24 protein-coding genes and 3 tRNA genes are annotated in these 24,912 nt (G+C 72.4%); 20 read left to right on the forward strand and 7 right to left on the reverse strand.

Annotated features, from left to right (window positions below):
• Positions 1-63: 63 nt before the first annotated feature.
• From ACFQRF_RS15435 to ACFQRF_RS15475, 9 genes are all read left to right on the forward strand, one after another.
• Positions 64-1,398: a flavin-containing monooxygenase gene (locus ACFQRF_RS15435; protein ID WP_379871792.1), complete on the forward strand. Its 1,335-nt coding sequence runs from the start codon at positions 64-66 to the stop codon at positions 1,396-1,398.
• The gene (locus tag ACFQRF_RS15440; RefSeq protein ID WP_379871793.1) at positions 1,398-1,820 is read left to right on the forward strand and encodes a RidA family protein; all 423 of its coding nucleotides are present in this window, start codon (positions 1,398-1,400) and stop codon (positions 1,818-1,820) included. The genes ACFQRF_RS15435 and ACFQRF_RS15440 overlap by 1 nt, the downstream gene beginning before the upstream one ends.
• The gene (locus tag ACFQRF_RS15445; protein WP_379871794.1) at positions 1,817-2,482 is read left to right on the forward strand and encodes a DUF1028 domain-containing protein; all 666 of its coding nucleotides are present in this window, start codon (positions 1,817-1,819) and stop codon (positions 2,480-2,482) included. The genes ACFQRF_RS15440 and ACFQRF_RS15445 overlap by 4 nt, the downstream gene beginning before the upstream one ends.
• Before the next feature lie 9 nt (positions 2,483-2,491).
• Positions 2,492-3,643, forward strand: coding sequence for a M20 family metallopeptidase (locus ACFQRF_RS15450; protein WP_379871795.1), 1,152 nt, complete (start codon positions 2,492-2,494; stop codon positions 3,641-3,643).
• A gap of 266 nt (positions 3,644-3,909) precedes the next feature.
• Entirely contained in the window at positions 3,910-5,430 is a 1,521-nt protein-coding gene (locus ACFQRF_RS15455) for an ABC transporter substrate-binding protein (RefSeq protein ID WP_379871796.1), read from the forward strand.
• 61 nt (positions 5,431-5,491) lie between these two features.
• Complete coding sequence (locus ACFQRF_RS15460; RefSeq protein ID WP_379871797.1) at positions 5,492-6,433, forward strand: ABC transporter permease; 942 nt, start codon at positions 5,492-5,494, stop codon at positions 6,431-6,433.
• Positions 6,430-8,229, forward strand: coding sequence for an ATP-binding cassette domain-containing protein (locus ACFQRF_RS15465; RefSeq protein WP_379871798.1), 1,800 nt, complete (start codon positions 6,430-6,432; stop codon positions 8,227-8,229). The genes ACFQRF_RS15460 and ACFQRF_RS15465 overlap by 4 nt, the downstream gene beginning before the upstream one ends.
• Positions 8,226-9,077, forward strand: coding sequence for an ATP-binding cassette domain-containing protein (locus ACFQRF_RS15470; RefSeq protein ID WP_379871799.1), 852 nt, complete (start codon positions 8,226-8,228; stop codon positions 9,075-9,077). The genes ACFQRF_RS15465 and ACFQRF_RS15470 overlap by 4 nt, the downstream gene beginning before the upstream one ends.
• 62 nt (positions 9,078-9,139) lie before the next feature.
• On the forward strand, positions 9,140-11,515 hold the full coding sequence (locus ACFQRF_RS15475; protein ID WP_379871800.1) for a glycoside hydrolase family 3 C-terminal domain-containing protein: 2,376 nt from the start codon (positions 9,140-9,142) through the stop codon (positions 11,513-11,515).
• Positions 11,516-11,659: 144 nt separating this feature from the next.
• Here the strand turns inward: ACFQRF_RS15475 and ACFQRF_RS15480 are convergent, their stop codons facing one another.
• Positions 11,660-12,835, reverse strand: coding sequence for an oxygenase MpaB family protein (locus tag ACFQRF_RS15480; protein ID WP_379871801.1), 1,176 nt, complete (start codon positions 12,833-12,835; stop codon positions 11,660-11,662).
• A gap of 233 nt (positions 12,836-13,068) precedes the next feature.
• Between ACFQRF_RS15480 and ACFQRF_RS15485 the strand changes: the two genes are divergently transcribed.
• Positions 13,069-13,335, forward strand: a complete 267-nt coding sequence (locus ACFQRF_RS15485; protein ID WP_379871802.1) for a PspC domain-containing protein — start codon at positions 13,069-13,071, stop codon at positions 13,333-13,335.
• 164 nt (positions 13,336-13,499) lie between these two features.
• Here the strand turns inward: ACFQRF_RS15485 and ACFQRF_RS15490 are convergent, their stop codons facing one another.
• Together ACFQRF_RS15490 and ACFQRF_RS15495 are read right to left on the reverse strand one after the other, a co-directional pair.
• A complete protein-coding gene (locus ACFQRF_RS15490; RefSeq protein ID WP_379871803.1) occupies positions 13,500-14,873 on the reverse strand; it encodes an MFS transporter in 1,374 nt (457 codons plus the stop codon).
• Between the two features lie 227 nt (positions 14,874-15,100).
• The gene (locus ACFQRF_RS15495; protein WP_379871804.1) at positions 15,101-15,442 is read right to left on the reverse strand and encodes a metallopeptidase family protein; all 342 of its coding nucleotides are present in this window, start codon (positions 15,440-15,442) and stop codon (positions 15,101-15,103) included.
• Between the two features lie 158 nt (positions 15,443-15,600).
• Between ACFQRF_RS15495 and ACFQRF_RS15500 the strand changes: the two genes are divergently transcribed.
• From ACFQRF_RS15500 to ACFQRF_RS15525, 6 genes are all read left to right on the forward strand, one after another.
• A complete protein-coding gene (locus tag ACFQRF_RS15500) occupies positions 15,601-17,145 on the forward strand; it encodes a metallophosphoesterase (protein WP_379872084.1) in 1,545 nt (514 codons plus the stop codon).
• A gap of 140 nt (positions 17,146-17,285) precedes the next feature.
• Positions 17,286-17,358: transfer RNA gene (locus tag ACFQRF_RS15505), tRNA-Glu, on the forward strand.
• Between the two features lie 110 nt (positions 17,359-17,468).
• Positions 17,469-17,543 (forward strand) — tRNA-Asp (locus ACFQRF_RS15510).
• A gap of 27 nt (positions 17,544-17,570) precedes the next feature.
• Positions 17,571-17,644: transfer RNA gene (locus tag ACFQRF_RS15515), tRNA-Phe, on the forward strand.
• A gap of 407 nt (positions 17,645-18,051) precedes the next feature.
• Positions 18,052-18,723, forward strand: coding sequence for a HEAT repeat domain-containing protein (locus ACFQRF_RS15520; protein WP_379871805.1), 672 nt, complete (start codon positions 18,052-18,054; stop codon positions 18,721-18,723).
• Between the two features lie 3 nt (positions 18,724-18,726).
• Positions 18,727-19,731, forward strand: coding sequence for a MerR family transcriptional regulator (locus ACFQRF_RS15525; RefSeq protein ID WP_379871806.1), 1,005 nt, complete (start codon positions 18,727-18,729; stop codon positions 19,729-19,731).
• Positions 19,732-19,844: 113 nt separating this feature from the next.
• Here ACFQRF_RS15525 and ACFQRF_RS15530 read toward each other — a convergent pair whose 3' ends face one another.
• The 4 genes from ACFQRF_RS15530 to ACFQRF_RS15545 form a co-directional block, all read right to left on the reverse strand.
• Positions 19,845-20,081, reverse strand: a complete 237-nt coding sequence (locus tag ACFQRF_RS15530) for a hypothetical protein (RefSeq protein ID WP_379871807.1) — start codon at positions 20,079-20,081, stop codon at positions 19,845-19,847.
• Between the two features lie 644 nt (positions 20,082-20,725).
• Complete coding sequence (locus tag ACFQRF_RS15535) at positions 20,726-20,914, reverse strand: glycine zipper domain-containing protein (protein ID WP_379871808.1); 189 nt, start codon at positions 20,912-20,914, stop codon at positions 20,726-20,728.
• Positions 20,915-21,075: 161 nt separating this feature from the next.
• On the reverse strand, positions 21,076-21,411 hold the full coding sequence (locus ACFQRF_RS15540; RefSeq protein ID WP_379871809.1) for a YnfA family protein: 336 nt from the start codon (positions 21,409-21,411) through the stop codon (positions 21,076-21,078).
• Between the two features lie 90 nt (positions 21,412-21,501).
• On the reverse strand, positions 21,502-21,801 hold the full coding sequence (locus ACFQRF_RS15545) for a hypothetical protein (protein ID WP_379871810.1): 300 nt from the start codon (positions 21,799-21,801) through the stop codon (positions 21,502-21,504).
• A gap of 401 nt (positions 21,802-22,202) precedes the next feature.
• Between ACFQRF_RS15545 and ACFQRF_RS15550 the strand changes: the two genes are divergently transcribed.
• The 4 genes from ACFQRF_RS15550 (at position 22,203) to ACFQRF_RS15565 (ending at position 24,885) form a co-directional block, all read left to right on the forward strand.
• Positions 22,203-23,003: an ion transporter gene (locus ACFQRF_RS15550; RefSeq protein ID WP_379871811.1), complete on the forward strand. Its 801-nt coding sequence runs from the start codon at positions 22,203-22,205 to the stop codon at positions 23,001-23,003.
• A gap of 43 nt (positions 23,004-23,046) precedes the next feature.
• Positions 23,047-23,436: a DUF488 domain-containing protein gene (locus tag ACFQRF_RS15555; RefSeq protein WP_379871812.1), complete on the forward strand. Its 390-nt coding sequence runs from the start codon at positions 23,047-23,049 to the stop codon at positions 23,434-23,436.
• 304 nt (positions 23,437-23,740) lie between these two features.
• On the forward strand, positions 23,741-23,947 hold the full coding sequence (locus ACFQRF_RS15560) for a heavy-metal-associated domain-containing protein (protein WP_379871813.1): 207 nt from the start codon (positions 23,741-23,743) through the stop codon (positions 23,945-23,947).
• Between the two features lie 2 nt (positions 23,948-23,949).
• A complete protein-coding gene (locus tag ACFQRF_RS15565; RefSeq protein WP_379871814.1) occupies positions 23,950-24,885 on the forward strand; it encodes a hypothetical protein in 936 nt (311 codons plus the stop codon).
• The last annotated feature ends 27 nt before the right edge of the window (positions 24,886-24,912 follow it).

Raw genomic sequence — 24,912 nt, forward strand, 5'->3', positions numbered from 1 at the left:
GGTCGCGTCGCCGGTGCGGCTCGCCGCGGCGCGAAAGTCGTGACCAGTGGAACGGAGAATCACATGGCGGATTGCGAGACCGAGGTTCTCGTGGTCGGCGCGGGACAGGCCGGGGTGGCCATGAGCGAGCACCTGGGCGCGCGCGGCATCCCGCACCTGGTGCTGGAGCGTGATCGCATCGCCGAGCGCTGGCGCACCGGACGCTGGGACTCCCTCGTGGCGAACGGTCCGGCCTGGCACGACCGCTTCCCGGGTCTGCGGTTCGAGGACGTCGATCCCGACGGTTTCGCCGCGAAGGACCAGATCGCGGACTACTTCGTCGCGTACGCGGAGAAGATCGCCGCGCCGATCCGCTGTGGCGTGGAGGTCCAGCGGGTGCGGCGGAACATCGGACGGCCCGGCTTCCGGGTGGAGACCTCGGACGGCACGATCGACGCCCGGTTCGTGGTGGCGGCGACCGGACCGTTCCAGACCCCGGTCATCCCCCCTATCGTCCCCGAAGACGCCGACGTGACCCAGTTGCATTCGAGCTCCTACCGCAACCCGCGGCAGCTGCCCGAAGGCGCCGTCCTCGTGGTCGGGGCGGGATCGTCGGGCGTCCAGATCGCGGACGAGCTGCAACGCTCCGGCCGGAAGGTCTACCTGTCGGTCGGCCCGCACGACCGGCCGCCTCGGCGGTACCGGGGCCGTGACTTCTGCTGGTGGCTCGGAGTGCTCAACAAATGGGACGCGGCGGCTCCGCCGCGCGGGGCGGAGCACGTCACGATCGCGGTCAGCGGGGCCCAGGGGGGCCGGACCGTCGACTTCCGGGCCCTCGCGGCGGGCGGCATCACCCTCGTCGGCGTGACCCGCGCGTTCGACGGCGGGCGGATGCACTTCGCGGACGACCTGCGCGAGAACATCGCGAACGGCGACGCCGGCTACCTGGCGTTGCTCGATGAGGCCGACGCCTACATCGCGCGCAACGGGCTCGACCTGCCCGAGGAGCCGCAGGCCCGCGCGCTCGGACCCGATCCGGACTGCGTGGCCGACCCGATCTTCGAGCTCGACCTCGCCGAAGCCGGTATCACCACGATCATCTGGGCGACCGGCTTCCGGTCCGACTACGGCTGGTTGCAGGTCGACGCCCTGGACGACAACGGCCGGCCCCGGCACTCCCGCGGCGTGTCCGCCGAGCCCGGGGTCTACTTCCTCGGCCTGCCGTGGCTGTCGCGGCGCGGGTCGAGCTTCATCTGGGGGGTCTGGCACGACGCCGCGTACGTGGCCGAGCACATCTCGATCCAGCGCGGTTACCTCGCCTATGCCGGCGACGCGCTCGACCCGCACTCTCCCGGCGCCGCCGCCTCCCGGCTCGACCGGCACCCCGAACCGACCGTCAACCCGACCGGAGCAGCCTGATGCCGACCCACATCCGCATCCGCCCGTTCAACACCCGCGACACCTATCCCGAGCAGAACCTCGACAACGACCTGTGCCAGGCCGTCGTCGCCGGCAACACGGTCTACGTCCGGGGCCAGATCGGACAGGACCTCGACACCAGTGAGTCGGTCGGGATCGGCGACGTCGGGGCCCAGGCCGAGCAGGCGATGGCGAACATCGACACGCTGCTCCGGGAGGCGGGCAGCCGGATGGAACACCTGGTCAAGCTGACCATCTACCTGGTCGACCCGCGCTACCGCGAGACCGTCTACCGGACCGTCGGCCGCTGGACCAAGGGCGTCCACCCCGTCTCCACCGGTGTCGTCGTCTCCGCGCTGGCACGCCCCGAGTGGCTGTGCGAGATCGACGCCATCGCCGTCATTCCGGAGGACGGCCGATGACCTTCTCCATCGCGGCCCGGCAGGACGGACGCTTCGGGATGGCCGTCAGTTCCTCCAGCCCCGCGGTGGCCGCACGCTGCCTCCACCTGAGGCCGGGTGCCGGCGCCGCGGCCTCGCAGAACGTGACCGACCCCCGCCTGGGCGGACGCATCCTCGACCGCCTGGCCGCCCACGGCGATGCCCCGCGGGCCCTGCGGGAGGTCGGCGAGAGCGCGACCGATCTTCAGTACCGTCAGCTGACCGCGATCGGGCCGTCCGGGCCGGCCGCCTGGTTCAGCGGTGCGCACACCCTTGGTACCTCCGGTGCCGCCGTCGGTACGCATTCGGTGTCCGCGGGCAACCTGCTCAGCGGCGCCGAACTCCCGGCCGTCATGGTCGACGCCTTCGAGTCCGCGACGGGCGAGCTCGAAGAGCGGTTGCTCGCCGCGCTGCGGGCGGCGGCCGAAGCGGGCGGCGAGGAGGGGCCGGTGCACTCCGCCGGTCTCGCGGTCGTCGCCGACGTGGAGTGGCCGGTGACCGACCTGAGGGTCGACTGGGCCGCGGAACCGATCGACCGGTTGGCCGAGGCACTGGACGTCTGGCTGCCGCAGCGCGACGACTACGTCCGGCGCGGGCTGCGGCCCTCGACCGCCCCGTCGTACGGCGTCCCCGGCGACCTGTAGGAGGTTCCCATGCCGAGTGCGGTCACCCGCGAGAAGGCCGCGGTCCGTGCCGCCGTGGACCGGGCGGCCGAGGAGCTGATCGGGCTGTCGGCGGCCCTGCACGCCCGGCCCGAGACCGCCTGGGAGGAGCACTACGCCGCCGCGACGGTCCCGCGGCTGCTCGATCGCCGCGGCTTCACCGTGACCGCGGCCTACCTGGGGCTGGAGACCGCGTTCCTCGCCAGGTACGGCTCGGGGCCGCTGCGGATCGCGTTGTGCGCCGAGTACGACGCGCTTCCCGGGCTCGGGCACGCCTGCGGGCACAACCTGATCGCCGCGTCCTCGGTGGGCGCGGCGCTCGGCCTGGCCCAGGTGGCCGACGATCTCGGCCTGACCGTCGAGGTGTACGGCACACCGGCCGAGGAGGGCGGCGGCGGCAAGATCGAGATGCTGGACCGCGGCGCGTTCCGCGACGTCGACCTCGCGATGATGGTCCACCCGGCACCGGTCGACGTCGCGGAGGCGCGGCCGTTCGCGGTCAGCCACTCCCGCATCTCCTACAGCGGCAGGTCCGCGCACGCGGCGGCCTATCCCGAGGACGGGGTGAACGCGGCCGACGCGTTCACCGTCGCCCAGGTCGCCATCGGCCTGCTCCGCCAGCAGCTCCCGCCCAGCGCGCGGGTGCACGGGATCGTGACCTCCGCCGGCTCGGCGCCCAACGCGATCCCGGAAACCGCCTCGGGACGGTGGTACGTGCGCGCGGAGACCCTGGCCGAGCTGGCCGAAATCGAGCCGAAGGTGCTGCGCTGCTTCGAGGCGGGCGCCCTGGCGACCGGGGCCACCCTGCAGATCCAGCCGGAGAGCAAGCCGTACGCCGAGTTCCGCACCGACGAGCGCGCGCTCGCGGCGTACCGGGCCAACGCCCTGCGACTGGGGCGCGAGTTCGCCCCCGACGGGCTGGCGGGCCGGATGAACAGGGCGTCGACGGACATGGGCAATGTGTCGCAGGTCGTGCCGGCCATCCATCCCTACATCGGGATCGGGTCGCTGCCGGCCACCAACCACCAGCGCGAGTTCGCCGCGCACTGCGTCGGCGCGCAGGCCGAACGCGCCCTGCTCGACGGAGCGGTGGCGCTGGCCTGGACGGGCGTGGACCGCGCCCACGGCGCCGGCCCGGCCTGACCTCCGCGCCGCTTGCGCGCCTCCCCGACGCCCGGATCGGCTCGCCGCGCCGCACGCCCCGGAGGCGTTGACCGGACGGCGCACGGTCACCTGATCGGCCGGGCCGGTCGCGGCGGGTTATCGCGCCCCGTTGCATCGGATTAAGTGATGCCCCAAATCGGCAAAGCGTGTTTGAAAGATACCTGGGGAGAGCTTTAGATGATGGGAACATGACGGCCCTCCGACGCGTGTCTGAACTGGCCAGGAGCCGTCCCGGAAGGAGTCCAGTGACTCGATCGACACGACGTGGGGGATCGGCGATCCTGCTCGCTGTGACGCTGCTGCTCGCCGGATGCGGTGTCCAGAACGACGCCGATTCGCACGGACGCGACCAGCTGACCCTCGGCACGGTCGTCGACATCCCCTCCTACGACCCGGCCGAGCTGCGTTCCAACGGCGAGTATCCCCAGTTGTGGGCCCCGGTCTACGACACGCTGCTGGAGCGCCGCCCGGACGGCTCCGTCGCCCCCAACCTCGCCACCGAATGGTCCTGGGACGCCACGCACACCGAGCTCACGCTCACGCTGCGCGAGGGGGTGCGGTTCACCGACGGGACCCCCTTCGACGCCGCCGCGGTGGCCGCCAACATCGAGCACTTCCGCGCCGGAACCGGCAGCGACAACTACCTGGCCGCCGCCATCACCGGGGTCGACGCGCCGGACCCGGCCCGAGCCGTCATCCGGCTGGACGAGCCCGACCCGACGCTGCTGGCCAACCTCGGCGGCTCGCTCGGCGCGATGGCCTCCCCCGCCGCCCTCGACGATCCCGCGATCGCGCTGTCCCCGGTCGGATCCGGGCCCTACGAGCTCGACACCGCCCGCACCGTGCGCGGGGAGCGTTACATCTTCACCCGCAACCCCGAGTACTGGAACCCGGACGCATGGCCCTACGAGCAGGTCGAGATCCGCGTCCTGGCCGATGTCAACGCCCGGCTGAACGCGCTGACCTCGGGCCAGATCGACGGCGGCCGGCTCAATATCCAGGTGATGGACTACGCCGCCGAAAGCGGCCTTGAGATCCATCCGAACCGGGTCGACTGGGTCGGGCTGGCCATTGTCGACCGCGCCGGTGAGGTCGCTCCGGCGCTCGCCGACATCCGCGTCCGGCAGGCGATCAACCTGGTCTTCGACCGGCAGGCCATGCTCGACGCGCTCGACCTCGGGCAGGGGGCGGTCAGCACCCAGATCGTCGGGGCGACCAGCCCCGCCTACGACCCCGACCTCGACAGCGCTTACGGGTACGACGTCGAGCGGGCCCGCCGGCTGATGGCCGAGGCGGGCTGGGGCGAGGGGTTCAGCGTGCCGATGATGGACTACTCGCGCTACCGCGTCTACCAGCCGTTCGTCGAGCAGGCGCTGGCCTCGATCGGCATCAGCGTCGACTGGCGGTCGGTGCCCGACCAGATGGCCGTCGACGCCCAGTCCAGCGGCGAGTTCCCGCTGCTGATCCTCAGCCAGCAGGCCCCGACGTCGGCCTGGGACGGGCTCAACCTCGCCTACGGCAACGCGCTCAACGTCTTCGACAGCACCGATCCGGAGTTCGAGCGGCTCATGCAGACCGCCCGCACCGCGACCGGTCCCGCCCAGGAGGCGGCATTCCGGGAGGCCAACGCCTGGCTGGTCGAGAACGCCTGGTTCGCCCCCTGGTACCAGGTGGACCTCGTCTACGCCACCGACCCGGCGACCGCGCTGCAGGTCGAGCCGGGCAGCGCCGGCCCACCCCTGCGCTACTACGCGCCGGCCTCGTGACCCGCCTGCCGGCCGCCCCGCCCGCCCGTTGCCGGCCCCGCACCGAGGGGAACCCCTGATCATGATCCGCTTCCTATGCCGGCGGCTCGCCTTCGGCGTCGCGCTGCTCGCGCTCGTCACCTGCGCCACCTTCTTCACCGTCTTCGGCAGCAGTGACAGCGTCGTCCGCTCCCTGGTCGGCGAGCAGGCCACCGACGAGCAGATCGCCGAACGCGCCGCCGAGCTCGGCCTGGACCGGCCGGTTCTCACCCAGTTCGCCGACTGGGTCGCGCACGCCGTCACCGGCGACCTCGGCCAGTCCTGGTTCACCTCCGAACCGGTGGCCACCGCCGTCGCCAACCGGCTGCCCGCGACGCTGGCCCTGATGGTCCTGTCGATCCTGGTGCTCGCCGCGGCCAGCGCCGTGCTCGGCACCCTGGCCGCGGTCCGCGAGGGCGGCGTGCTCGACCGGACGCTGCAGGTCGTCACCGAGACCCTGAGCGCCGTGCCGAAGTTCTGGCTCGCGCTGATGCTGGTGATCGGCCTGGCGATCAACGTGCGGCTGTTCCCCGCCACCGGTTACGCGCCGATCGGCGACGGCGCCGCGACATGGGCGCTCGGCCTGGTGCTGCCGACCCTGGCGATCGTGCTCGGGGAGCTGCGCGTCACCTCGATGGTGCGCGGCGCCGTCGCCGACGAGCTGGGCAAACCCTACGTGCGCACACTGCGGGCCCGCGGGCTGTCCCGCACCGAGGTGCTGTTCCGCCACGTCCTGCGCAACGCCGCCTCGCCGTGGCTGTCGCTGATGTCGATGAAGGTGGTGGCGCTGTTCAGCGGCACCGTCGTCATCGAGAAGGTGTTCGCGGTGCCCGGCATCGGGTCGCTGGCGACCACCGCCGCCATCGGCGGCGACGTACCCGTCCTGATGGGCGTGGTCGTCGTGACCGTCATCGTCATCGTCGGCGTGTACCTGGTCTTCGACCTGGTGCAGGCCTGGCTCAACCCGAAGGTGCGCCTGTCATGAGCATCGAGACCGGCGCGGCCGTCCCGGCGGCGCGTCCCGGCGCGCTGCGCCGATTCCTGCGAAACCCCCTGGGCGTCGGCAGCGCGCTGCTGCTGATCGGTGTCGTCGCCATGAGCGTGCTGGCCCCCTGGATCGCCCCACACGATCCGCTGGCGCCCGCGCTCGACCAGGTCAACGCCGCCCCCAACGGCGAGTACCTGCTCGGCGGCGACGGCGCCGGGCGCGACGTGCTCAGCCGGCTGATCTGGGGCGGGCGTGACACCCTGGCCGGGGCGGCAGTGGTCGTCGCCGTCGCCGCCGTGGTCGGCATCGGGACCGGCCTGCTCGCCGCCTATTTCGGACGGTGGACCGACGGCCTGCTCACCTGGGTCTCCGAGGCGCTGCTCGCGATCCCCAGCCTCGTCGTGCTGATCGCGCTCTACGCCGCGATCGGCCCCGACGTGACGCTGTCGATGACCGTGTTCGGAGTACTGATCTCGCCGTTCCTCTACCGGCTGGTCCGGGCGATGGCGATCGAGGTGAAGAACGAGGCCTACGTCGAAGCCGCGCGGGTGTCCGGCGTGTCGCCGCTGCGGATCGTGTTCCGCCACATCCTCGTGGTGATCCGCGGCTCGATCATCGTCATGCTCGCCGACATCACCGCCACCGCGATCGGCATCCAGGCCAGCCTGGAGTTCCTCGGCCTCGGCAGCGCCGACTCGGTGACCTGGGGATCGATGGTCCAAGACGCGTTCGTCGCGATCTTCCGCACGCCGCTGAGCGTGGTGTGGCCGGGCCTGCTGCTCACCGTGACCATCGGTGCGTTCGCGCTGCTCGGCAACGCGGTGCGCGACGCTCTCGCACCCGGCGCCCCCGCCCGGCCCCGTCGCCGCGCCCGCGCCGCGGCCACCGCGGGCGGCACCGCCGCCGCTCCCGTGACCGGCTCCGCCGCCGATGCGGCGGCAGGGGACTCCGGCGACGCGGGGTCCGATCCGCTGCTCGGCGTCTCCGGACTGACCGTCGCCTACCCGCACGGCGACGGGCTGCGCACCGTCGTGGACGGCGTGTCGTTCGCGGTGCGCCGTGGCGAGGTGCTCGGTCTGGTCGGCGAGTCCGGATCGGGCAAGAGCCAGTGCGTGTTCGCGGTGCTCGGGCTGCTGCCGGCGCAGGCCGTCGTGACCGCCGGGCGGATCACCATGGACGGCGCGCCGGTCACCCCCGGCACCCTGCCCGGGCTGCGCGGACGGCGGATCGCCTACGTGCCGCAGGAACCCATGAGCAACCTCGACCCGTCCTGCACCATCGGCCACCAGCTGGCCCTGCCGCTGCGGCGGCTGCTGGGCATGGATCGCGCCCGGGCCCGGGCCCGCGCGCTGGAGTTGCTCGGCCGCGTCGGCATCCGTGACCCCGAGCGGGTGTTCGGCCTGTACCCGCACCAGATCTCCGGAGGCATGGCCCAACGCGTGCTGATCGCCGGTGCGATCTCCACCGACCCGGACCTGATCGTCGCCGACGAGCCGACCACCGCCCTCGACGTCACCGTGCAGGCCGACATCCTGGAGCTGCTGCGCGACCTGCAGCGCGAACGCGGCATGTCCGTGCTCCTGGTCACCCACGACTTCGGGGTGGTCGCCGACCTCTGTGACCGGGTCGTGGTCATGCGCGACGGTGTCATCGTCGAGCGGGGGGACACCGCCTCGCTGTTCGGCACGCCGCGCCATGAATACACCCGTACCCTGCTCGACGCGTCGCTGGAGGACGCCGAACCGCGCACCTGGACCGCTCCGGCGCGGAGCACCGAAGGAGCCCCGCGATGACCCACGCCGACCCCCTGCTCGACGTCCGCGGCGTCTGCGTCGACTACCCGAACCGCTCCGGCGGGCGGCGCGGCATCACCCGGGTACTGGACGACGTCTCGCTCACCGTCCGCCCCGGCGAGACCGTCGGCCTCGTGGGCGAATCCGGCTCCGGCAAGTCCACCCTCGGCCGCGCCGTGCTCGGGCTCACCCCGATCGCCGCGGGCGAGATCCGGCTCGGCGGGCGCGTGATCAGCGGGTTGACCGGCGCGGCCCGGCGCCGCCTCGCCGGCGAGCTGCAGGTGGTGTTCCAGGACCCGCAAGGCTCGCTGAACCCGGCGATGACCGTGCGCGACATCGTGCTGGAACCGGTCATCGCGGCGGGGATCCGCCGCGCCGACGCCGAACGCGAGCTGCGCGTGCTGCTCGACCGAGTGCAGCTGCCCGCCGACACCGGGGACCGCTACCCGGGCGAGTTCAGCGGCGGGCAGCGCCAGCGGATCGCGATCGCCCGCGCCCTGGTCCGCCGGCCACGGCTGATCGTCTGTGACGAGATCGTCAGCGCCCTGGACCTCTCGACCCAGGCCCGCATCCTGGACCTGCTGATCGAGATCCAGAACGACACCGGGGTGGCGCTGCTGTTCACCTCGCACGACCTCGCCGTCATCCGCGCGATCTCCCACCGGGTGGCGGTGCTGTTCCGCGGCCGCCTGCTGGAGTTCGGCGACGTCCGCGACGTGACCGGCTCCCCGGCCGACCCCTACACCCGGCGGTTGCTCATGGCCGCACCCGTCGCCGACCCGGCACGGCAGCGCGAGCGCCGCGCCGCCTACCAGGCGGCGTTCGGAGGCACGGCGGCGAGCAGGTGACGCCGCCGCCTCGCCTCGCTCGACCCCGACCCGATCCACCTAACGTGGCTGGAGACCCCGCAGTGCAGACCGACCTCCCCGCCGGCGGCGAGCCCGGCGCCCCGCACGATGAGCGCCTCGCCGCGCTCGACACGGACGAAAAGATCGCGCTCGTCTCGGGCAACGGGATGTGGCGGACCCACGGGGTGCCACGGCTCGGGATCCGCTCGGTGGTGATGGCCGACGGCCCGAACGGGCTGCGCTTCTCACCGGAGCAGGCCGCCGAGGACGGGGGCGGCAACGCCGACTTCGCCGACTTCATCAGCCTCGTCACCCGCCGCGGTGCCGCCGCCGCCCACACTCGCGGCCCGGAACCGGCGACCTGCTTCCCGACCGCCTCGACGGTCGGGGCGACCTGGGACCCGCGGTCGGCCCGCGAACTCGGCCGCGCCTTCGCCGCCGAGTGCCGCTCGTTCGGCGTCGGCGTGCTTCTCGGCCCCGGCATGAACATCCGCCGCACCCCGCTCGCCGGGCGCACGTCCGAGTACTACTCGGAGGACCCGCTGCTCACCGGGGTGATGGCCGCCGGCGTCGTGCACGGACTGCAGGAGTGCGGGGTCGGAGCGTGCGTCAAGCACTTCGCCGCCAACAACTCCGAGATCGAACGCACCTCCATGGACTCGGTGATCGAGGAGCGTGCGCTGCGCGACATCTACCTGCGCGCCTTCGAGCGCGTGGTGCGCGAGGCCGCGCCATGGGTGGTGATGAGCTCCTACAACCGGCTCAACGGCGTACAGGCCGCCCAGCACCCGTGGCTGCTCACCCGGGTGCTGCGCGATGAGTGGGGCTTCGACGGGCTGGTCGTGTCCGACTGGCACGGAATCACCGACCGCCCCGCGTCGCTGCTGGCGGGCAACGACCTCGACATGCCCGAGAGCGCGCAGCGCGTCGCCCGCCTGCGGGCCGGCGTCACGTCCGGGGCCGTACCGCCGGAGGCGCTCGACCGGGCCACCGCCCGGGTCCTGCGGCTGGCCGACCGGGTCGCCGCCCACGAGACGGCGCCCGCACCGTTCGACGCCGACGCCCACCACGACCTCGCCGCGCGCATCGCGCGCGCCGGCACCGTGCTCCTCGCCAACAACGGCGTCCTCCCGCTGGAACCGGCCGCCGCCGGGAAACTGCTCGTCCTCGGCACCGGCGCGGTCGAACCGGTCGTGCAGGGGTTCGGCAGCGCCCGGATGGTCCCGACCCGCCTCGACGTCCCGCTGACCGAGATCGAACGCCGGTCCGCGCCCGGCACCGTGACGCACCTGCCCGGCGTCCCGGCGGGCCCGCACACCGATGACGAGCGCCGCGCCGCCCGCGCCGCCGCCGTCGCCGCCGCGAAGGACAGCGACGTCGCGATCGTGTTCGCGCACACTCCGCAGAACGCCGATGGCGAGAACGCCGACCGCGCCGACCTCGGCCTCGAACCCGGCTACGACGAGCTGATCGCCGCCGTCGCCGCCACCGCGGCGCGCACCGTCGTCGTGCTCACCGTCCCCGACGCGGTGACCATGCCCTGGATCGACGACGTCGACGCCGTGCTCGTCCCGTTCTACGCGGGCCAGGCGATGGGCTCGGCCGTCGCGTCGCTGCTGTTCGGCGAGCACAGTCCCTCCGGCAAGCTCACGACGACGTTTCCGCGCCGCCTCGCCGACACCCCGTCGTTCCTCGGCTACCCGGGCGAAGGCGGCCGCCACGTCTACGTCGAAGGCGCGCTGGTCGGCTACCGCGGCTACGACGCCCGCGACCTCGACCCGCTGTTCCCGTTCGGATTCGGCCTGTCCTACACGACGTTCGCGCTGTCCGACGTCACCGTCGACTCCGGCACCGTCGCCGCTGGAGAACGGCTGACGGTGTCGGTGCGGGTGCGCAACACCGGCCCGCGTGACGGTGCCGAGGTCGTGCAGGTCTACGCCGCCCCCGAGCGGCCGCGCTTCCGGTCCGGTCCGCGAGAACTCGTCGGGTTCGCTCGCGTCGAGCTGGCCGCCGGGCAGGAGCGAACCGTCACCGTGCCGGTCGACGCCGACGACCTCGCCCACTGGGACGTGACCCGCGGCCGGCGGGTGCTGGACGATGGACCGGTGCGTCTGCTCGTCGGCACTTCGTCGCGGGATCTGCCGCATCAGGTGACGGTGCGGGCGACGACCGACGTCCCCCGCTGGGCTCCGCTGCGTCGCGACAGCGCCCCCGCCGCGGTGCTGGCCAACCCGCACGCCCGGCGCGAGGTGGCGGCGCTGCTCGCCCGCCGGCTCGGGGTCGACCCGGGCACGGCCGACGAGCTGCTTCAGGAGTGCCGGCGTTCGTTCGTCAACGTCTTCGACACCCTCGCCAACCGGTTCCGGCTCGTGCTCGACGAGTCGGAGATCGACGCCGTTCTCACGGCGGCGCGCCAGGGGGAGGCCCGCGGCGGATGAGCCGCGCCGCCGGGCGCCGGCCGGCGGTCGCCCGGCCTGGTACCGCAGGCACGCCGCCCATGGCCGCCGTGCCGCTCCGCACGGCGGGTCGCCGGATCATGGCCGTGCGAGACGACCCGGAGGAGCCGGCGGCGAGCCAGCCGGCTAGTGCTCGGGAGCGGCGAGGTGGCTGCGGTACTCCGCGCCGGTGACCCCGCTGTACTCGGCCTCGCGGATCTTGGTGTTCTCGGTCAGCGCGGTGTGCCAGGACTCGGGGGTGAAGCGCTGCCAGCGGCGGGTGGTGGTGTTGCCCATGGCGATCAGCGGGAGGAACGGCGCGATGTCGACCCGCTCGATGTGCAGGGCGTCGGCCACCTCGTCGCCCTGCATCAGACGGGTGAGGGCGGCGAGCATGGTGCGGGTCGCCGGTTCGGGGAGGGAGAGGCGGGCGCCGACCGGACCGGCGGTGACGTCGATGAGGGCGGTGACCAGCGCGCGGGAGTTGTCATCCGGGGCGGCGTTGGTGGAGTCGATCAGGTCGAGCAGCGCCGCCGCCGTGGCGTGGTCGTGGACGTGCCGGTGGAACTCGGGGGCCAGGCCGAGCAGGTGGGCGATGTGGTGCCAGTAACGGTAGAGGTCGGCCTCCTCGGTCTCGGTGAGGGTGATGCCGACTCTGGCGAGCGCCCGGAAGGGGACGAGCGTGAAGTCGAGCCAGGTCCGCGCGGTGTCGACCTGGTTGACGGGGACGCCCCAGGTGTCGATGTCCCAGCCACGGCGGAGCGTGCCGGCGCGGACCCGGGCGTGCAGCAGCCGTACCTGGAGGGTGTCGAGGTAGCCGGGGGCGCCACGCGTCAAGCCGCCGGGGACGCCGGCGTTCACCTTCCACAGGCCGGTCTCGGCGAGGCGGCGGCCGGCGGCGGCGGTGAGACGGCCGGTGCCGACCAGCACCCGGGCCAGGCCGGGCGCGCTGTAGGTGTGCACCAGGGAGCCGAGCGCGAACGCCATGGTGTTCCAGAACGGCGACACGGACATGCCGACGGTGTCGCCCCGCGCGATCAGCTCCGCGTCCGCCCAGGGCGACGGCGTCTCGGCCTCCCGCAGCAGCGCGGCGACGGCCGGGGGCGCGGAGTCGAGGGTGCCGAGGCCGTTGCGCAAGCCCAGGCGCAGGGCCTCTCGCGCCGGTGCGCCGAGCGCGTCGAGTTCGGCGATCACCGAATCCGCCACGGGGTCGCCGGCCCGCAGGCCGTCCGCCACCAGCCGCACCGCGTCCTCCCCGTGCCGGGCGCGCGCCGCTTCGGCGTTGACCAGGCGGTGGGGCGGGAACGGTGCAGCGTCGGACACGGCGACCTCCGAGGCGAGCGACGGGCGGGTGGCGCCACCGGCCGGTGGCAGGCCAAGGGGATGTCCCCGGTGTGCGAGCGTACTCCCGGACCACGGCGGCCCGATCCCGGTGCCCGGCAGGGCCTCCCGCCCGGCCGCCCCGGTGTCGCGCCCGGGGGGTCAGGGTCGAGTCAGGGGAGCGCCAGGGGCGTTCCGGATGGGAGGAGAGCCGCGGATCGGGCAGGGTGGATGCCATGAACGAAAAACTCGGTGGGAACCGGAAATCCCTGCGACGGAGCACCGACAAGCGCATCCTCACCGGCGTCTGCGGCGGGATCGGCGAGTTCGTCGGCGTCGACCCCAACCTGGTGCGGCTGGCCTTCGCCGTCTTCACCCTGCTCGGCGGCAGCGGCGTGCTCCTCTACGTCATCGCGTGGCTCGTGATGCCGGAGGAGGGAGCGGGCGGCTCGGTCCTGGAGCACATCATCCGCAATTTCCAGGGAAAGAAGTCGAACCTGTGAGCTGGACACTGCGCGCCTGGCCGGGGTACGCACGGCGGTCCGCCGGCGCCCTTGGGGCGGGGCCCGGCGAGCCGTCGCCGGGCTGCGACGCACACCGGCCGCATCGGGAGGCCGCGTGCCGGACCGACTCCACGGCCGGGGCGCGCGCCGACCACCGGGAGGGGTCACCCCGCGGCTGAACCGCCCTCCATGCTCTTCAGCGTCTCGGGGGCGAGCCGGGACCACGGCACGGCCAGCACCACCGCCGCGACCGCCCCGAGGGCCCCGGCGACGGCGACGACCGCGTACTTGTCGACGAACTCGGCCGCCAGGCTGGCGAGCACGATGCCCGCGCCCTGGGCGGCCTGCAGTCCCGCGGCGACCAGGCCGAACGCCAGCCCCCGGCCGTCGGACGGCACGCACAGCACGAACGCGGCGTTGGCCACGAACTGGTACGAGGCGCACATGCCCGACAGGGCGAGCAGCGCCACCATCGCCCACAGCGGCGGGTGCAGCACCCAGAGCAGCAGGGGCAGTGACGCGGCCACCGCCAGCGGTCCCACCAGCCGCAGGCGCGGTCCGGGGGAGATCAGCCGGGTGAGCACCAGGCCGCCGAGGATCGCCCCCATCGAGGAGCCGGCCATGATGAGGCCGGCCGCGGCGGCGCCGCCTCCGACGTCCGAGGCCAGTGGGTTGGCCAGCCCGTAGGGGACCATGTAGAAGCCGGCCAGCCAGCCGAACAGGGCGAGCGAGCGCAGCCGCGGGTCGCGGAAGACCAGCCGGGTGCCCTCGCGGGTGATCCGCCACAGGCTGGGCCGCGGAGCGTCGCCGCGCTCCGCCACGGGCGCCGGCCGGGCGCGCACGCCGATGGCGATCACCGCGGCCGACACCAGGAACGCCAGCCCGTCGACCAGCACCGTGGCGTGCGGGTCGAGCAGGGCGACCAGGGCGCCTCCGGCCACGAGCCCGACCAGGGTGCCCACCTGCGAGGTGAGGTTGATGATGGCCGAACCGGCGACATAGCGCTCACCCTGCACGATGTCGGTCATGAGAGCCGCCCGGGCCGCGCTGAACGGCACCATCGGCAGGATCGAGCAGAACAGCAGCGCCCAGATCACCGGGACCGGCAGCCCTGGGAGGCCGATGGCCGCGACCAGCAGCCCGCGGGCCACCTCACTGACGACGATGACGCGGCGCCGCGGGAAGAGATCGGCCAGCCCCGAGAGCAGCGGCCCGCCGATGATCTGCGGCAGGAAGGTCAGGGCCATGGTCAGGCCGGTGGCGAGCGCGGAGCCGGTTCGGCTGTAGACCAGCGCGGACACCGCGATGGTGAGCAGGTATCCGGCGCTCATCGACAGCGCGTGCGCGGCCCAGATGGCCTGGAACTCGCGGACCCGCACCACCTCGCGGTAGCTGCGCCGCCAGTCGCCGCCGTCCGGCGGCTCCGTGGCGGCTGCGGGGCGTTCGGGGACCGCCGGTGGGCGGCCTGCGGGCGGGCGGATCGCGGCGCCGTGCTCGGAGGCGTCGAATTCGGGGTTGTCCGTACGCGGATTGCCCACCCGGCGACTCCTTGATCATTGGCGCTGAGTGACTCTCGGTCGCTGCTGGGTAACATACCGTCCCCGTTCGGGGCGGCGCCGCGCGGTTGGATCAACGCGTTCGATGTCGGAATCGTCAACGGGTGCGGTGTGCGCCCGGTATGAGGCGTGCGAAGTGACCCGTCAGGCGCGCTCCCCGGTGGTCGATCCGCAACGAACGTGACCCGCGGGGCGCCGGTCACGGAACGTCACGCCCAGCCGAGTTCCGTCAGCCGGTCGTCATCGATACCGAAATGATGCGCGAGTTCATGGATGACGGTGATCCGGACTTCCGCCACCACCTGTTCCGGTGTGTCGCATATCGCGCAGATCTCGCGCTGGTAAATGAAGATCTGGTCGGGCAGCACCCCCGCGTAGCCGTCGCCGCGCTCGGTGAGCGGGATGCCCTCGTACAGCCCGAGCAGGCCCTCCGGCGACTCGTCCTGCACGGTGACGACCACGTTGTCGATGTGTTGCGCCAGCTCCGGGGGAATGGTGTCCAGCGCGTCGGCGACGAGTTCCTCGAACTGGGCACGCGTGAGTTCGACCACGCCTCACATTCTGCGACAGGCGGGCGCGCGCCGGCCCCCGGGGTCGGCCGGCCGGCCGACCGGCGTTGACGCGCCGGAATCCGGGTGACCGCTTCCGGAGCGCCACCGCGGGGGATGATGGAGGCGTGTTCTCTCGGTTGAGGTCCACGCTGCGTTCCCTGTACGAGTTCGCACGCCGCCGGCCGCGACCGCGCGCCCTCGCGGCCGGGTTCGCCCGGCTCCGGCGCGGACGCGTCTGGCGGGCCGCGGCGGTGCTCGCCGCGGCGCTGCTCGGCGGCTGGCTCGGGCTCGCCCTCGGCGGCCAGGTGATGACCCCGGTGGGTCCGGCCGACGTGAACCTCAGCATGAGCCCGTCATGGCGCGGGGAGACCGTCGTGAACGTGGCGCCGCTCGGCAAGCTGGGCTTCGACACGCACCTGGCGCCGCTGCGGTTCGAGGCGACCATCTCGGAGATCCGGCTGGCCGCCGCCCAGGAGCTGTTCGAGAACCCCGAGGCCATCAACCGGCTGGCCGACGGCATCGTCGCCGACGTGCGGCAGGGGGTCGTCCACCTGTTCGTGCGCGCGGCGGCGGTCTCGGTCGCGGGCGCCGGGATCATGGGGCTGCTGCTGTTCCGCTCGTGGCGCCGAGCCGGGTTGAGCGCGCTGACGGCGCTGGTGCTGTTCGCCGCGGCCGGCGCGGGGACGGTCGGCACCTTCAACCCCAACGCCATCTCCGAACCGCGCTACACCGGCCTGCTGGCCGGCGCCCCCCAGGTCGTCGGCAGCGCCGAGGACGTGGTCAACCGCTTCTCCGAGTACCGGGGGCAGCTGGCCACGCTCGTGGGCAATGTCTCACGGCTCTATGAGGCGACCTCGACGCTGCCCGTGTACGACGAGGAGGACACCACCATCCGGGTGCTGCACGTGTCCGACATCCATCTCAACCCGGCCGCGTGGAACGTCATCCGCTCGCTCAGCGAGCAGTTCCAGGTCGATCTCATCATCGACTCGGGGGACCTCACCGACCGGGGCAGCGCCGCGGAGGACGCCTTCGCCGACGAGATCGCCCGGCTGGACGTGCCGTACGTGTGGATCCGCGGCAACCACGACTCCATGGGCACCCAGCGCGCGGTGCAGGACCAGCCGAACGCCGTCGTGCTCGACGACGAGATCGCCGAGGTCGGCGGACTGCGGCTCTACGGCGCCGGCGACCCCAGGTTCACCCCGGATCGCGCCCGGGACAACCCGGACGAGACGGCGGTCGCCGCGACCGGCGCCCGGCAGGCGGCGGCGGTCGCCGACGCCGACCCGCCGGTGGACGTGGCGATCCTGCACGACCCGTTGCAGGGGGAGGCGTTCAGCGGCACGGTCCCGCTGGTGCTCTCGGGCCACGGGCACCGCCGCTGGACGCGGCTCGCCGACACCGGAACGCGGATGTTCGTCCAGGGATCCACCGGCGGCGCGGGCCTGCGCGGACTCGACCCGGGCGCCGACCGGCCCACCCCGTACGCGGCGTCGGTACTGTACTTCGACCCCGAGAGCCGGCGCCTGCAGGCGTGGGACGACGTGACCCTGGGCGGCCTCGGCCTGACCTCCGCCCAGATCGAGCGGCACATCGAGCAGAACCCGGACCGCGAACTCACCCCCGCGTCCCCGCCGCCCGCCTCGCCCACCGGAACCACGGCCACCACGCCACCCGCCTCCGGCTCGCCGAGCCCGTGACCGGCGCGCCCGACACGCCACGGAACGCGCCGGGGAGGGCGTGTCGAAACGGCTTTGGCAGTCGGTGCGGATCTCCCCTATGCTTATCCCGTCCCCGACGGCAGACGAAGCGGGAAATAGACGACTCGTTCGTCGTCGAGGCCCCCATCGTCTAGTGGCCTAGGACGCCGCCCTTTCAAGGCGGTAACGCGGGTTCGAATCCCGTTGGGGGTACGGGCTCACCGTCCAAAGTACTGCTGAAGGTCTGGCAGAATGAAGGACACGGAGCGCGGGACGCGAAACACCGGGTAAGATCGGGAATCGCGAAACGCACAACTGAACAAGGTCCTGTGGAGCAGTTTGGAGTGCTCGCCACCCTGTCAAGGTGGAGGCCGCGGGTTCAAATCCCGTCAGGACCGCTCGCCACACCGTACTATGGTGCGCGGGGCCAGGTAGCTCAGTCGGTACGAGCGTCCGCCTGAAAAGCGGAAGGTCGGCGGTTCGACCCCGCCCCTGGCCACCCAGTGTGAACATGCGGAACGCCCCGCTACCTGTGGATACAGGTCGCGGGGCGTCGTCGTTTTCCCTGGGCGGCCGGTACCCGGCCCCGTCCCGTCGCGCCATCAGGCCGGTGCCGGAGCGCTTCGGCCTCCGCCTCATGGCCCGCTCTTCTTCGCTCACCGGACGCGTCCGGGGATCCGCCTGCCACGCCGTGCCCGGCCCATGGGCGGGCGGAGTTCCGGGCACGCGGGCGGGCCCGAGAGCGTCGCCGGGTCGCCGGGGGCGTGTCCCCTACCTCCCCCGGACGCGAAGGCCGGCGCCTAGTGCGGCACGGCACCCGGCGGGTCACCGGTGATCGCGCGGTGCGGCGCCCTTGACCTTGACACGGTGACAACGCCTTTACTGCTGGCCAAGGAGGTGATCCCGATGACCACGACGCGACGGGACACGGACGCGATACGGACGCTTCAGGGCCTGGCGGACCCCCGTTCGTCCGTGCGGCTGCGGGCGGCCATGGCGGCCGGCACGGCGCCCGATCCGGGCTTCGTCGACACGCTGGTCGAGCGATGCGCGATCGAGCCGGAGTTCTTCGTCCGCGACATGCTAACCTGGGCGCTCACCCGCCATCCGGTGTCCGTGACGCTCCCCAGGCTGCTCCGCGACGTCCGCTCGGAGCGTGCGCAGGCGCGAAGCCAGGCGCTGCACACGCTGTCCAAGATCGGGGACCGGCGGGCGTGGCCGGCGATCACACCGGCGCTGCTGTCCGACGCCGACGACGAGGTGGCGCGGAGCGCCTGGCGGGCGGCGGTGGTGCTCGTGCCGGAAGGTGAAGAGCCCGATCTTGCCGCGGTGCTGGCGACGCAGCTCGGGCGCGGTGAGCGGGAGACGCAGCTGAGTCTCAGCCGGGCACTGGTCGCACTGGGCGAAGCCGCTCTGCCGACTCTGCGCGCCGCGACGGCGGCCCGCGACCGGCGCGTGCGCGCGCACGCGATCGCCACGGAACGGCTGCTGCGCGACCCGGACGCGGGAATGGAGTTCGCGATCGATGAGGCGAAGCGCGTCGTGGTCCTCGGCGAGGCCGGCCAGGAGGGACACTAGAACGTGTTGATCGGCGAGGTGGCGCGACGGTCCGGCGTCAGCGCCCGCATGCTGAGGCATTACGAGTCGCTCGGCCTGGTGCGGCCATCGGGGCGTACCGGCTCCGGCTATCGGGAGTACTCCGGCGAGGACATCCGGCGGATCTTCCACATCGAGAGCCTGCGGTCGCTGGGGCTGCCGCTGCGTGAGATCGGGCGCGCGCTCGACGATCCCGATTTCGCGCCCTCGGCGCTCGTCGGCGATCTCATCCGCCAGACGCGCCAGCGCATCGCGGCCGAGATGGAACTGCTCACGCGGCTCCGCCGGATCGATGCCGCGGAACCCGCCGACTGGAGGGACGTCCTCCAGGCCGTCGCCTTCCTCCAGGCGCTGGGGTCGAAGAGCGCCGACGCACGCCAGCGCGCGGCCCTTTCCTCGGCCGAGGAGGTTCCGGTGCCGGTGGAGGCGCTGGTCGAGGCGGTGCTGCGCGAGACGGAGCCGAACGTCGCCGGTGCCCTCCGGTGGGCGCTGGCGCGATCGGGCGACGGCGGCACGGCACTCCTGGCGGAGGGGCTCGGCTCAGCAGCGGCCGAGGTGCGGAAACGCGCCGTTCAGGCCCTCGCCGAGATGCCCGGTGGTGCGGCCACCGACCGGCTGCGGGACGCCCTGCCGGACCCCGACGCGGCGGTCCGCGGGTATGCGGCTCTGGCGCTCGGAACGCGCGGGGTGGCCGACGCGATCCCGACGCTCGTCGACATGATCGCGGAGGGACGGAACGACACCGACGCGGCCGACGCGCTGAGCGTGCTGGCGAGCGACGCCACCGCGGCGGATCAGATCGCCACCAGGCTCGTCGGCCGTCTCGCCCACGACACCACTGGAGCGCCCGCACGTGTCCGGCTGACCCAGGCGCTGGCGGACATCCCGGGGCCGACGGCGTCAGGGGCCCTCATGGAGCTGTCGCATGACGGAGACCGTGCCGTGGCGCTGACCGCGATGTACCTTCTCCGGTTGCGCGACGCACACTGACGGACCTCTCCCGCGAGGCCGCGCGCGGTCCGCCCGGCGTGCGGCCCGCCGCCCCGGTGTGACACCGGGGCAGCGAGACTCAAGAGCGGCATCTCACCGCCGGGCGAGCATGACTAGCGCACCCAGATGTCCCACCTGTCGCCATTCGGACGGCAGTCGAACTGGGTGTAGTCGTGGTAGTCGTGCGTGATGTAGTCGCGCCCGTCATCCCAGCACTCCTGATACGAGCGGTAGCCGCCTCCGGCCAGCACCCAGTCGGAAGCGTAAGCGGAGCCGGCGGTCAGCGGAATGCTGAGGGCCGCGGCACCGATGACGAGACCGGCGGTAATACGGGAACGCCAAGACTTCATGGAGCCTCCAGGTATTGATGGGGGAGAGTTTCCGTGATCGACGGCTCGCGGGAGTCGGAAAGGCGTAACGGCACCCTAGGTACTCGGCCGATGGTCGAATGGAGTCTCCGCCGACCTGGAAGTATGCGTACGCGCTGCCTCGGCGCCGCGTCGAGCGTCGTGGCCGCACCGATCCGCGCCCCGTGGCGCTCGGATATTCGGATATGCGGCGCCGAAATTAAAACAGTTCGGCTATGGTTCTCTCAAGTTGAAATGTTGTGCCGCATCTCACATGGGCGTTGGGTGCGAGTGAATCACATTGGTCGCGCGCCGCGTTGGGAAATGATAGGGACGCGAAGAAATCCGGCCGGTGCTCGCGATAACCCGGGGTCGGGCACGAGCGTGCTGAAGAATGAGGACGTCGATCTCCGCGGGTGAATCCGCAGGTCAGGGTCGGGCACGCCGAGAAAGGCGGGACCGCATGAAAACCGGAAGGCCAGCGGGTCGACCCCGCGGCGACGTCGCGTTCCTGCCGGTCATCGGGTCGCCCCGAGGCCGGTTCGCCCGCGCGGCGGCGACAGCGCCCGGTTGCGCTGTGCGGCCGATCGGCCGAATGGCCGGGGGACGGCGGGCGAGGTGGCCGGCCAGCGGCGCTCTCGGTCGTGCTACTCCTCGCCGCGGGGCTCGCCCTCGTTCCGCTTCTTGCCCGTGGCGCCGAACGCGACGCCGAAGGCGACGCCGATCCCGGTGCCCAACGCGATCCCGAGCGCGATGTTGTCCATCGTCAGCCCGAAGGCCACGCCGATGCCGATCCCCAGGGGCAGTCCGATCGCCATGCCGCTCTTCTGGTCCATCACGTTCCCCCGGATCGCCTGCCGTTCGCCGGGCGGCCACCGTGCCGCCCGTCGGATGGGACGCGCCGCGGTGGCGTACCGTTCCGTGCGCCGGCATGGGGCGGGCCGCGGCGCCCGGGGTGTTCACCGGGCGGGGGCCGGGCGCGACGCCGTCGCCCCCGTCAGCCGCCGCGCGGGGCGTACATGATGACCGCCACACCGGCCAGGCAGATGGCTGCGCCGATGACGTCGAAGCGGTCCGGCCGGAAGCCGTCGACGAGCATCCCCCACAGCAGTGAGCCGGCGACGAACACTCCACCGTAGGCCGCCAGGATCCGTCCGAAGTTGGCATCAGGCTGGAAGGTGGCGACGAGCCCGTACAAGCCGAGCGCTATCACGCCGCCGCCGACCCAGAGCAGCCCGCGCTGTTCGCGGACTCCTTGCCAGACCAGCCAGGCGCCCCCGATCTCGGCGAGGGCGGCGAGCGCGAACAGCACGATGGATTTGACGATGGTCACGTCGCCGCAGCCTAGGCGACGCCGCGACATGCGCCGTGCCCGGGGCCGGGCGCCGGCCGGGCGCCGCCCGGCGCCCGGGGAGCGTGGCCGCTACCTCCCGATCTCCCGCACGGTCTTCTCCGGCTTGCCGGCCTTCTCGCCCTTCTCGCCCTTCTCGGTTTTCTCGAAGGAGTGGCGGTGCGGCCGTAGCACGTGCTTCTCCTTGTCGGTGAAGAAGTCGAGGACCGTCGAGTGGTTCGTGACGAACCCGCCCTTGAACTCTACGAAAGCCGTCTTGGACGTGTTGTTGCTGAAGCGGATGGAGGTCTCCGCGGACGCGGCTCCGGCGAATCCGAGAACCAGCGGGAGAGCGAGCGTGGTGCCGACGAGGAAACGCTTCGTGTTGCGCATATGCGATCACACCCCAATTGACGAGTTTCCAGCGACGGTGCACTGGACCATCGATGGACGGGGTCGATTCTCTTCGGGAACCCGCCGCCGAGCGGCTTCCCAGCGGCGTACCTGTTGAAAGCCTGCCCAATCATGACGCTCGCTTTGATTTGGTGTAGCAGGCGACATGGGCCGCATGTGCGGGTGAATGCCGTCATATCGGGCGAGATGCGGCCTTCCGCGGGCCCGTTGCGGCGCGGACCGCGCACCGCCCTTGTGCTCCGGCTTCCGTTTTCTCCGGATTTTCCGCCGTGTCGTCGCGGTATTCCCGCAGGACCGAAACCCGGTCAGTGCACGCAATGTCCGCAAGTAGGCTTTCCGCACGTTGGTGAAGCCAGGACAGAGTGGAGTGGAGTTCTTCCTTGACCGTGCGGGACCATGCCCGGGCAATCGTGGACGCCCGGTGGTTTCAAACGTCCGTCATCACGCTCATCCTGGTCAACGCCGTCCTGCTCGGTGTCGAGACCTCGCCCCGCCTGATGGCCGTCCACGGCGAACTGCTGCACCGCATCGACCTGTGCGTGCTCGGCATATTCGTGCTGGAGCTCGGGCTGCGGATCTACGCGCACGGCCGGGCGTTCTTCCGCGATCCGTGGAGCTGCTTCGACCTCGCCATCGTGGCCATCGCCCTGCTGCCCGCCTCCGGCCCGTTCTCGGTGCTGCGCACGCTCCGGGTGCTGCGAGTCCTGCGGCTGCTCTCGGTCATCCCGACGCTGCGGCACGTCGTGGCCGGCCTGCTCAAGGCGCTGCCCGGCATGGCCTCGATCGCCCTGCTCGTCGGCCTGCTCCTGTACGTCTCGGCGGTCATGTCCACCAAGCTGTTCCGGGTGAGCGCTCCCGAGCACTTCGGGGACATCTGGACCTCGCTCTTCACCCTGTTCCAGATCATGACCGGCGACAGCTGGGGGGAGATCGCGAAGACGGTCATGGCCGAGCAGCCCATGGCGTGGATCTTCTTCGTCGGCTACATCCTGGCCTCGACCTTCATCGCCCTGAACCTGTTCATCGCCGTGGCCGTGGAGGCGCTGGAGCACGAGTCCGGCGACCGGGGGCAGGAGGAGCCCGCGGCACCGTCGCAGGAGGTGCTGCGGGAGCTGCGCGCGCTCCGGGCCGAGGTCGCCGCACTGCGGGCGGGCGTTCCGGTGGGGGACGGGAGGGTCTGATTCGTCCGCGCATCGGCGCGCCCGCGGCGGGCAGGGGACGGGTATGGGACATGGCACGGACATCACCGTCCGCCGCGTCTACGACGTCCTCAAAGAGGAGGCGGAGCCGCGCGGGCGGGTCTTCCTGGTCGACGCGATGTGGCCGCGCGGGGTCCGCAAGGCGGACCTGCGGGTGGACGACTGGCTGAAGGGGGCGGCGCCCAGCCGGGAGCTGCGGACGTGGTTCGGGCACGATCCCGAGCGGTGGCCGCAGTTCTGTGAGCGGTACCGCGCGGAGCTGGGCGAACACTCCGACGATCTGCGACCGCTGGAGCGGGCCGCCGCCGAGGGGCCGGTGACGCTGCTGTACTCGGCCCGCGACGAGCACCGGAACAACGCGGTGGTCCTGGCCGACTACCTGAAGGAGCGGTTGACAGCCTCCCGTGGCGCGTGAACGGGGGACGGTCTCCCGTGGCGCGTGAACGGGGGACAGCCTCCCGTGGCGCGTGAACGGAGGGCCGCCTCCCGTGGCGCGTGAACGGAGGGACAGTCTCTCCTGGCGCGTGAACGGGCGACGGCATCGCCCATGGAAGGCCGAACACCCTGGACCCGTCGGGCCCGAAGGCGGCGCGTCATCAGCACTCTTGGATACCCTAGGGGGGTATGGTACTTTCATGTGGTGGACGGGAGAAGCGCCCGTCCGCGGATCCGGTCACGAGCCCCCAGGCTCGGTTCACTGCGCGAGGAGATCGATGGCCATGGCCACCGCCGTATACACCGTCGAGGGAATGACCTGCGGTCACTGCGTCAGCTCGGTCAGCGAGGAGGTCGGCCAGGTCACCGGGGTGACCGACGTCCAGGTCGATCTGGCCAGCGGCGCCCTGACCGTCACCAGTTCCACGACCGTCGACGACGCCGCCATCCGCGCCGCCGTCGAAGAGGCCGGTTACACGGTGAAGGGGTAACGATGAACGTGCCCGCGAAGCTGGCCGTCTATGGGCTCGGCCTCGTGGTGGCGTTCGGCGGCGCGTTCGGGGCCGGCCGGCTGCTCGGCCCCGTCGCGTCCGCGACCACGCCCCCCGACCACGCCGCCCCCGAGCACACCCCGGCCGCGCCCGCCGCCGACGCGGACGCGCCGGCCGGCCTGCAGATCTCGGCCGGCGGCTACACCCTCGACCCGGTCGAGACTCCCGAGCAGGCCGGTGAGCGCGCCGACCTGGCCTTCCGCATCCTCGGCCCCGGCGGCGCGCCGGTCACCGACTTCGCCGTGGCGCACGAGAAGCGCATGCACCTGATCGTGGTGGGGCGTGACCTGGACGGCTTCCAGCACGTGCACCCCGAGATGTCCGGCGACGGCACGTGGCGCATTCCGCTGGAGCTGGCCGAGCCCGGGCCGTACCGGATGTTCGCCGACTTCGTTCCCGAGGGCGGCTCCGGCACCACGCTCGGCGCGGACCTCGCCGTCCCGGGCGAGTACCGGCCCCGCCCGCTGCCGGAGCAGGACCGCACCGCCGAAGTCGATGGCTACACCGTCGAGCTCGCCGGTGACCTGGTGGCCGGGACGACCAGCGACCTGACCTTCACGGTGCGCGAGACGGACTCCGGCGCGCCCGTGACCGACCTGGAACCCTACCTCGCCGCCTACGGCCACCTCGTGGCGCTGCGCGACGGCGACCTCGGTTACCTGCACGTTCACCCTGAGGGTGAGCCCGGGGACGGTGTCACCCCGTCCGGACCGGAGATCGGCTTCACCGCGGAGGTCCCCTCCGGCGGCACCTACCGGCTCTTCCTCGACTTCAAGCACGACGGCGGCGTCCACACCGCCGAGTTCACCGTGCCGGCGAGCGCCGGCGAGCGGAGCGCGCCCGCGCCCGAGGACTCCGGCACCGGCCACGGGCACTGACCAGCGCGTATCCTGCGAAGGAGTGAG

It is taken from the genome of Marinactinospora rubrisoli (assembly GCF_042664915.1).
GTDB lineage: Bacteria > Actinomycetota > Actinomycetes > Streptosporangiales > Streptosporangiaceae > Marinitenerispora > Marinitenerispora rubrisoli.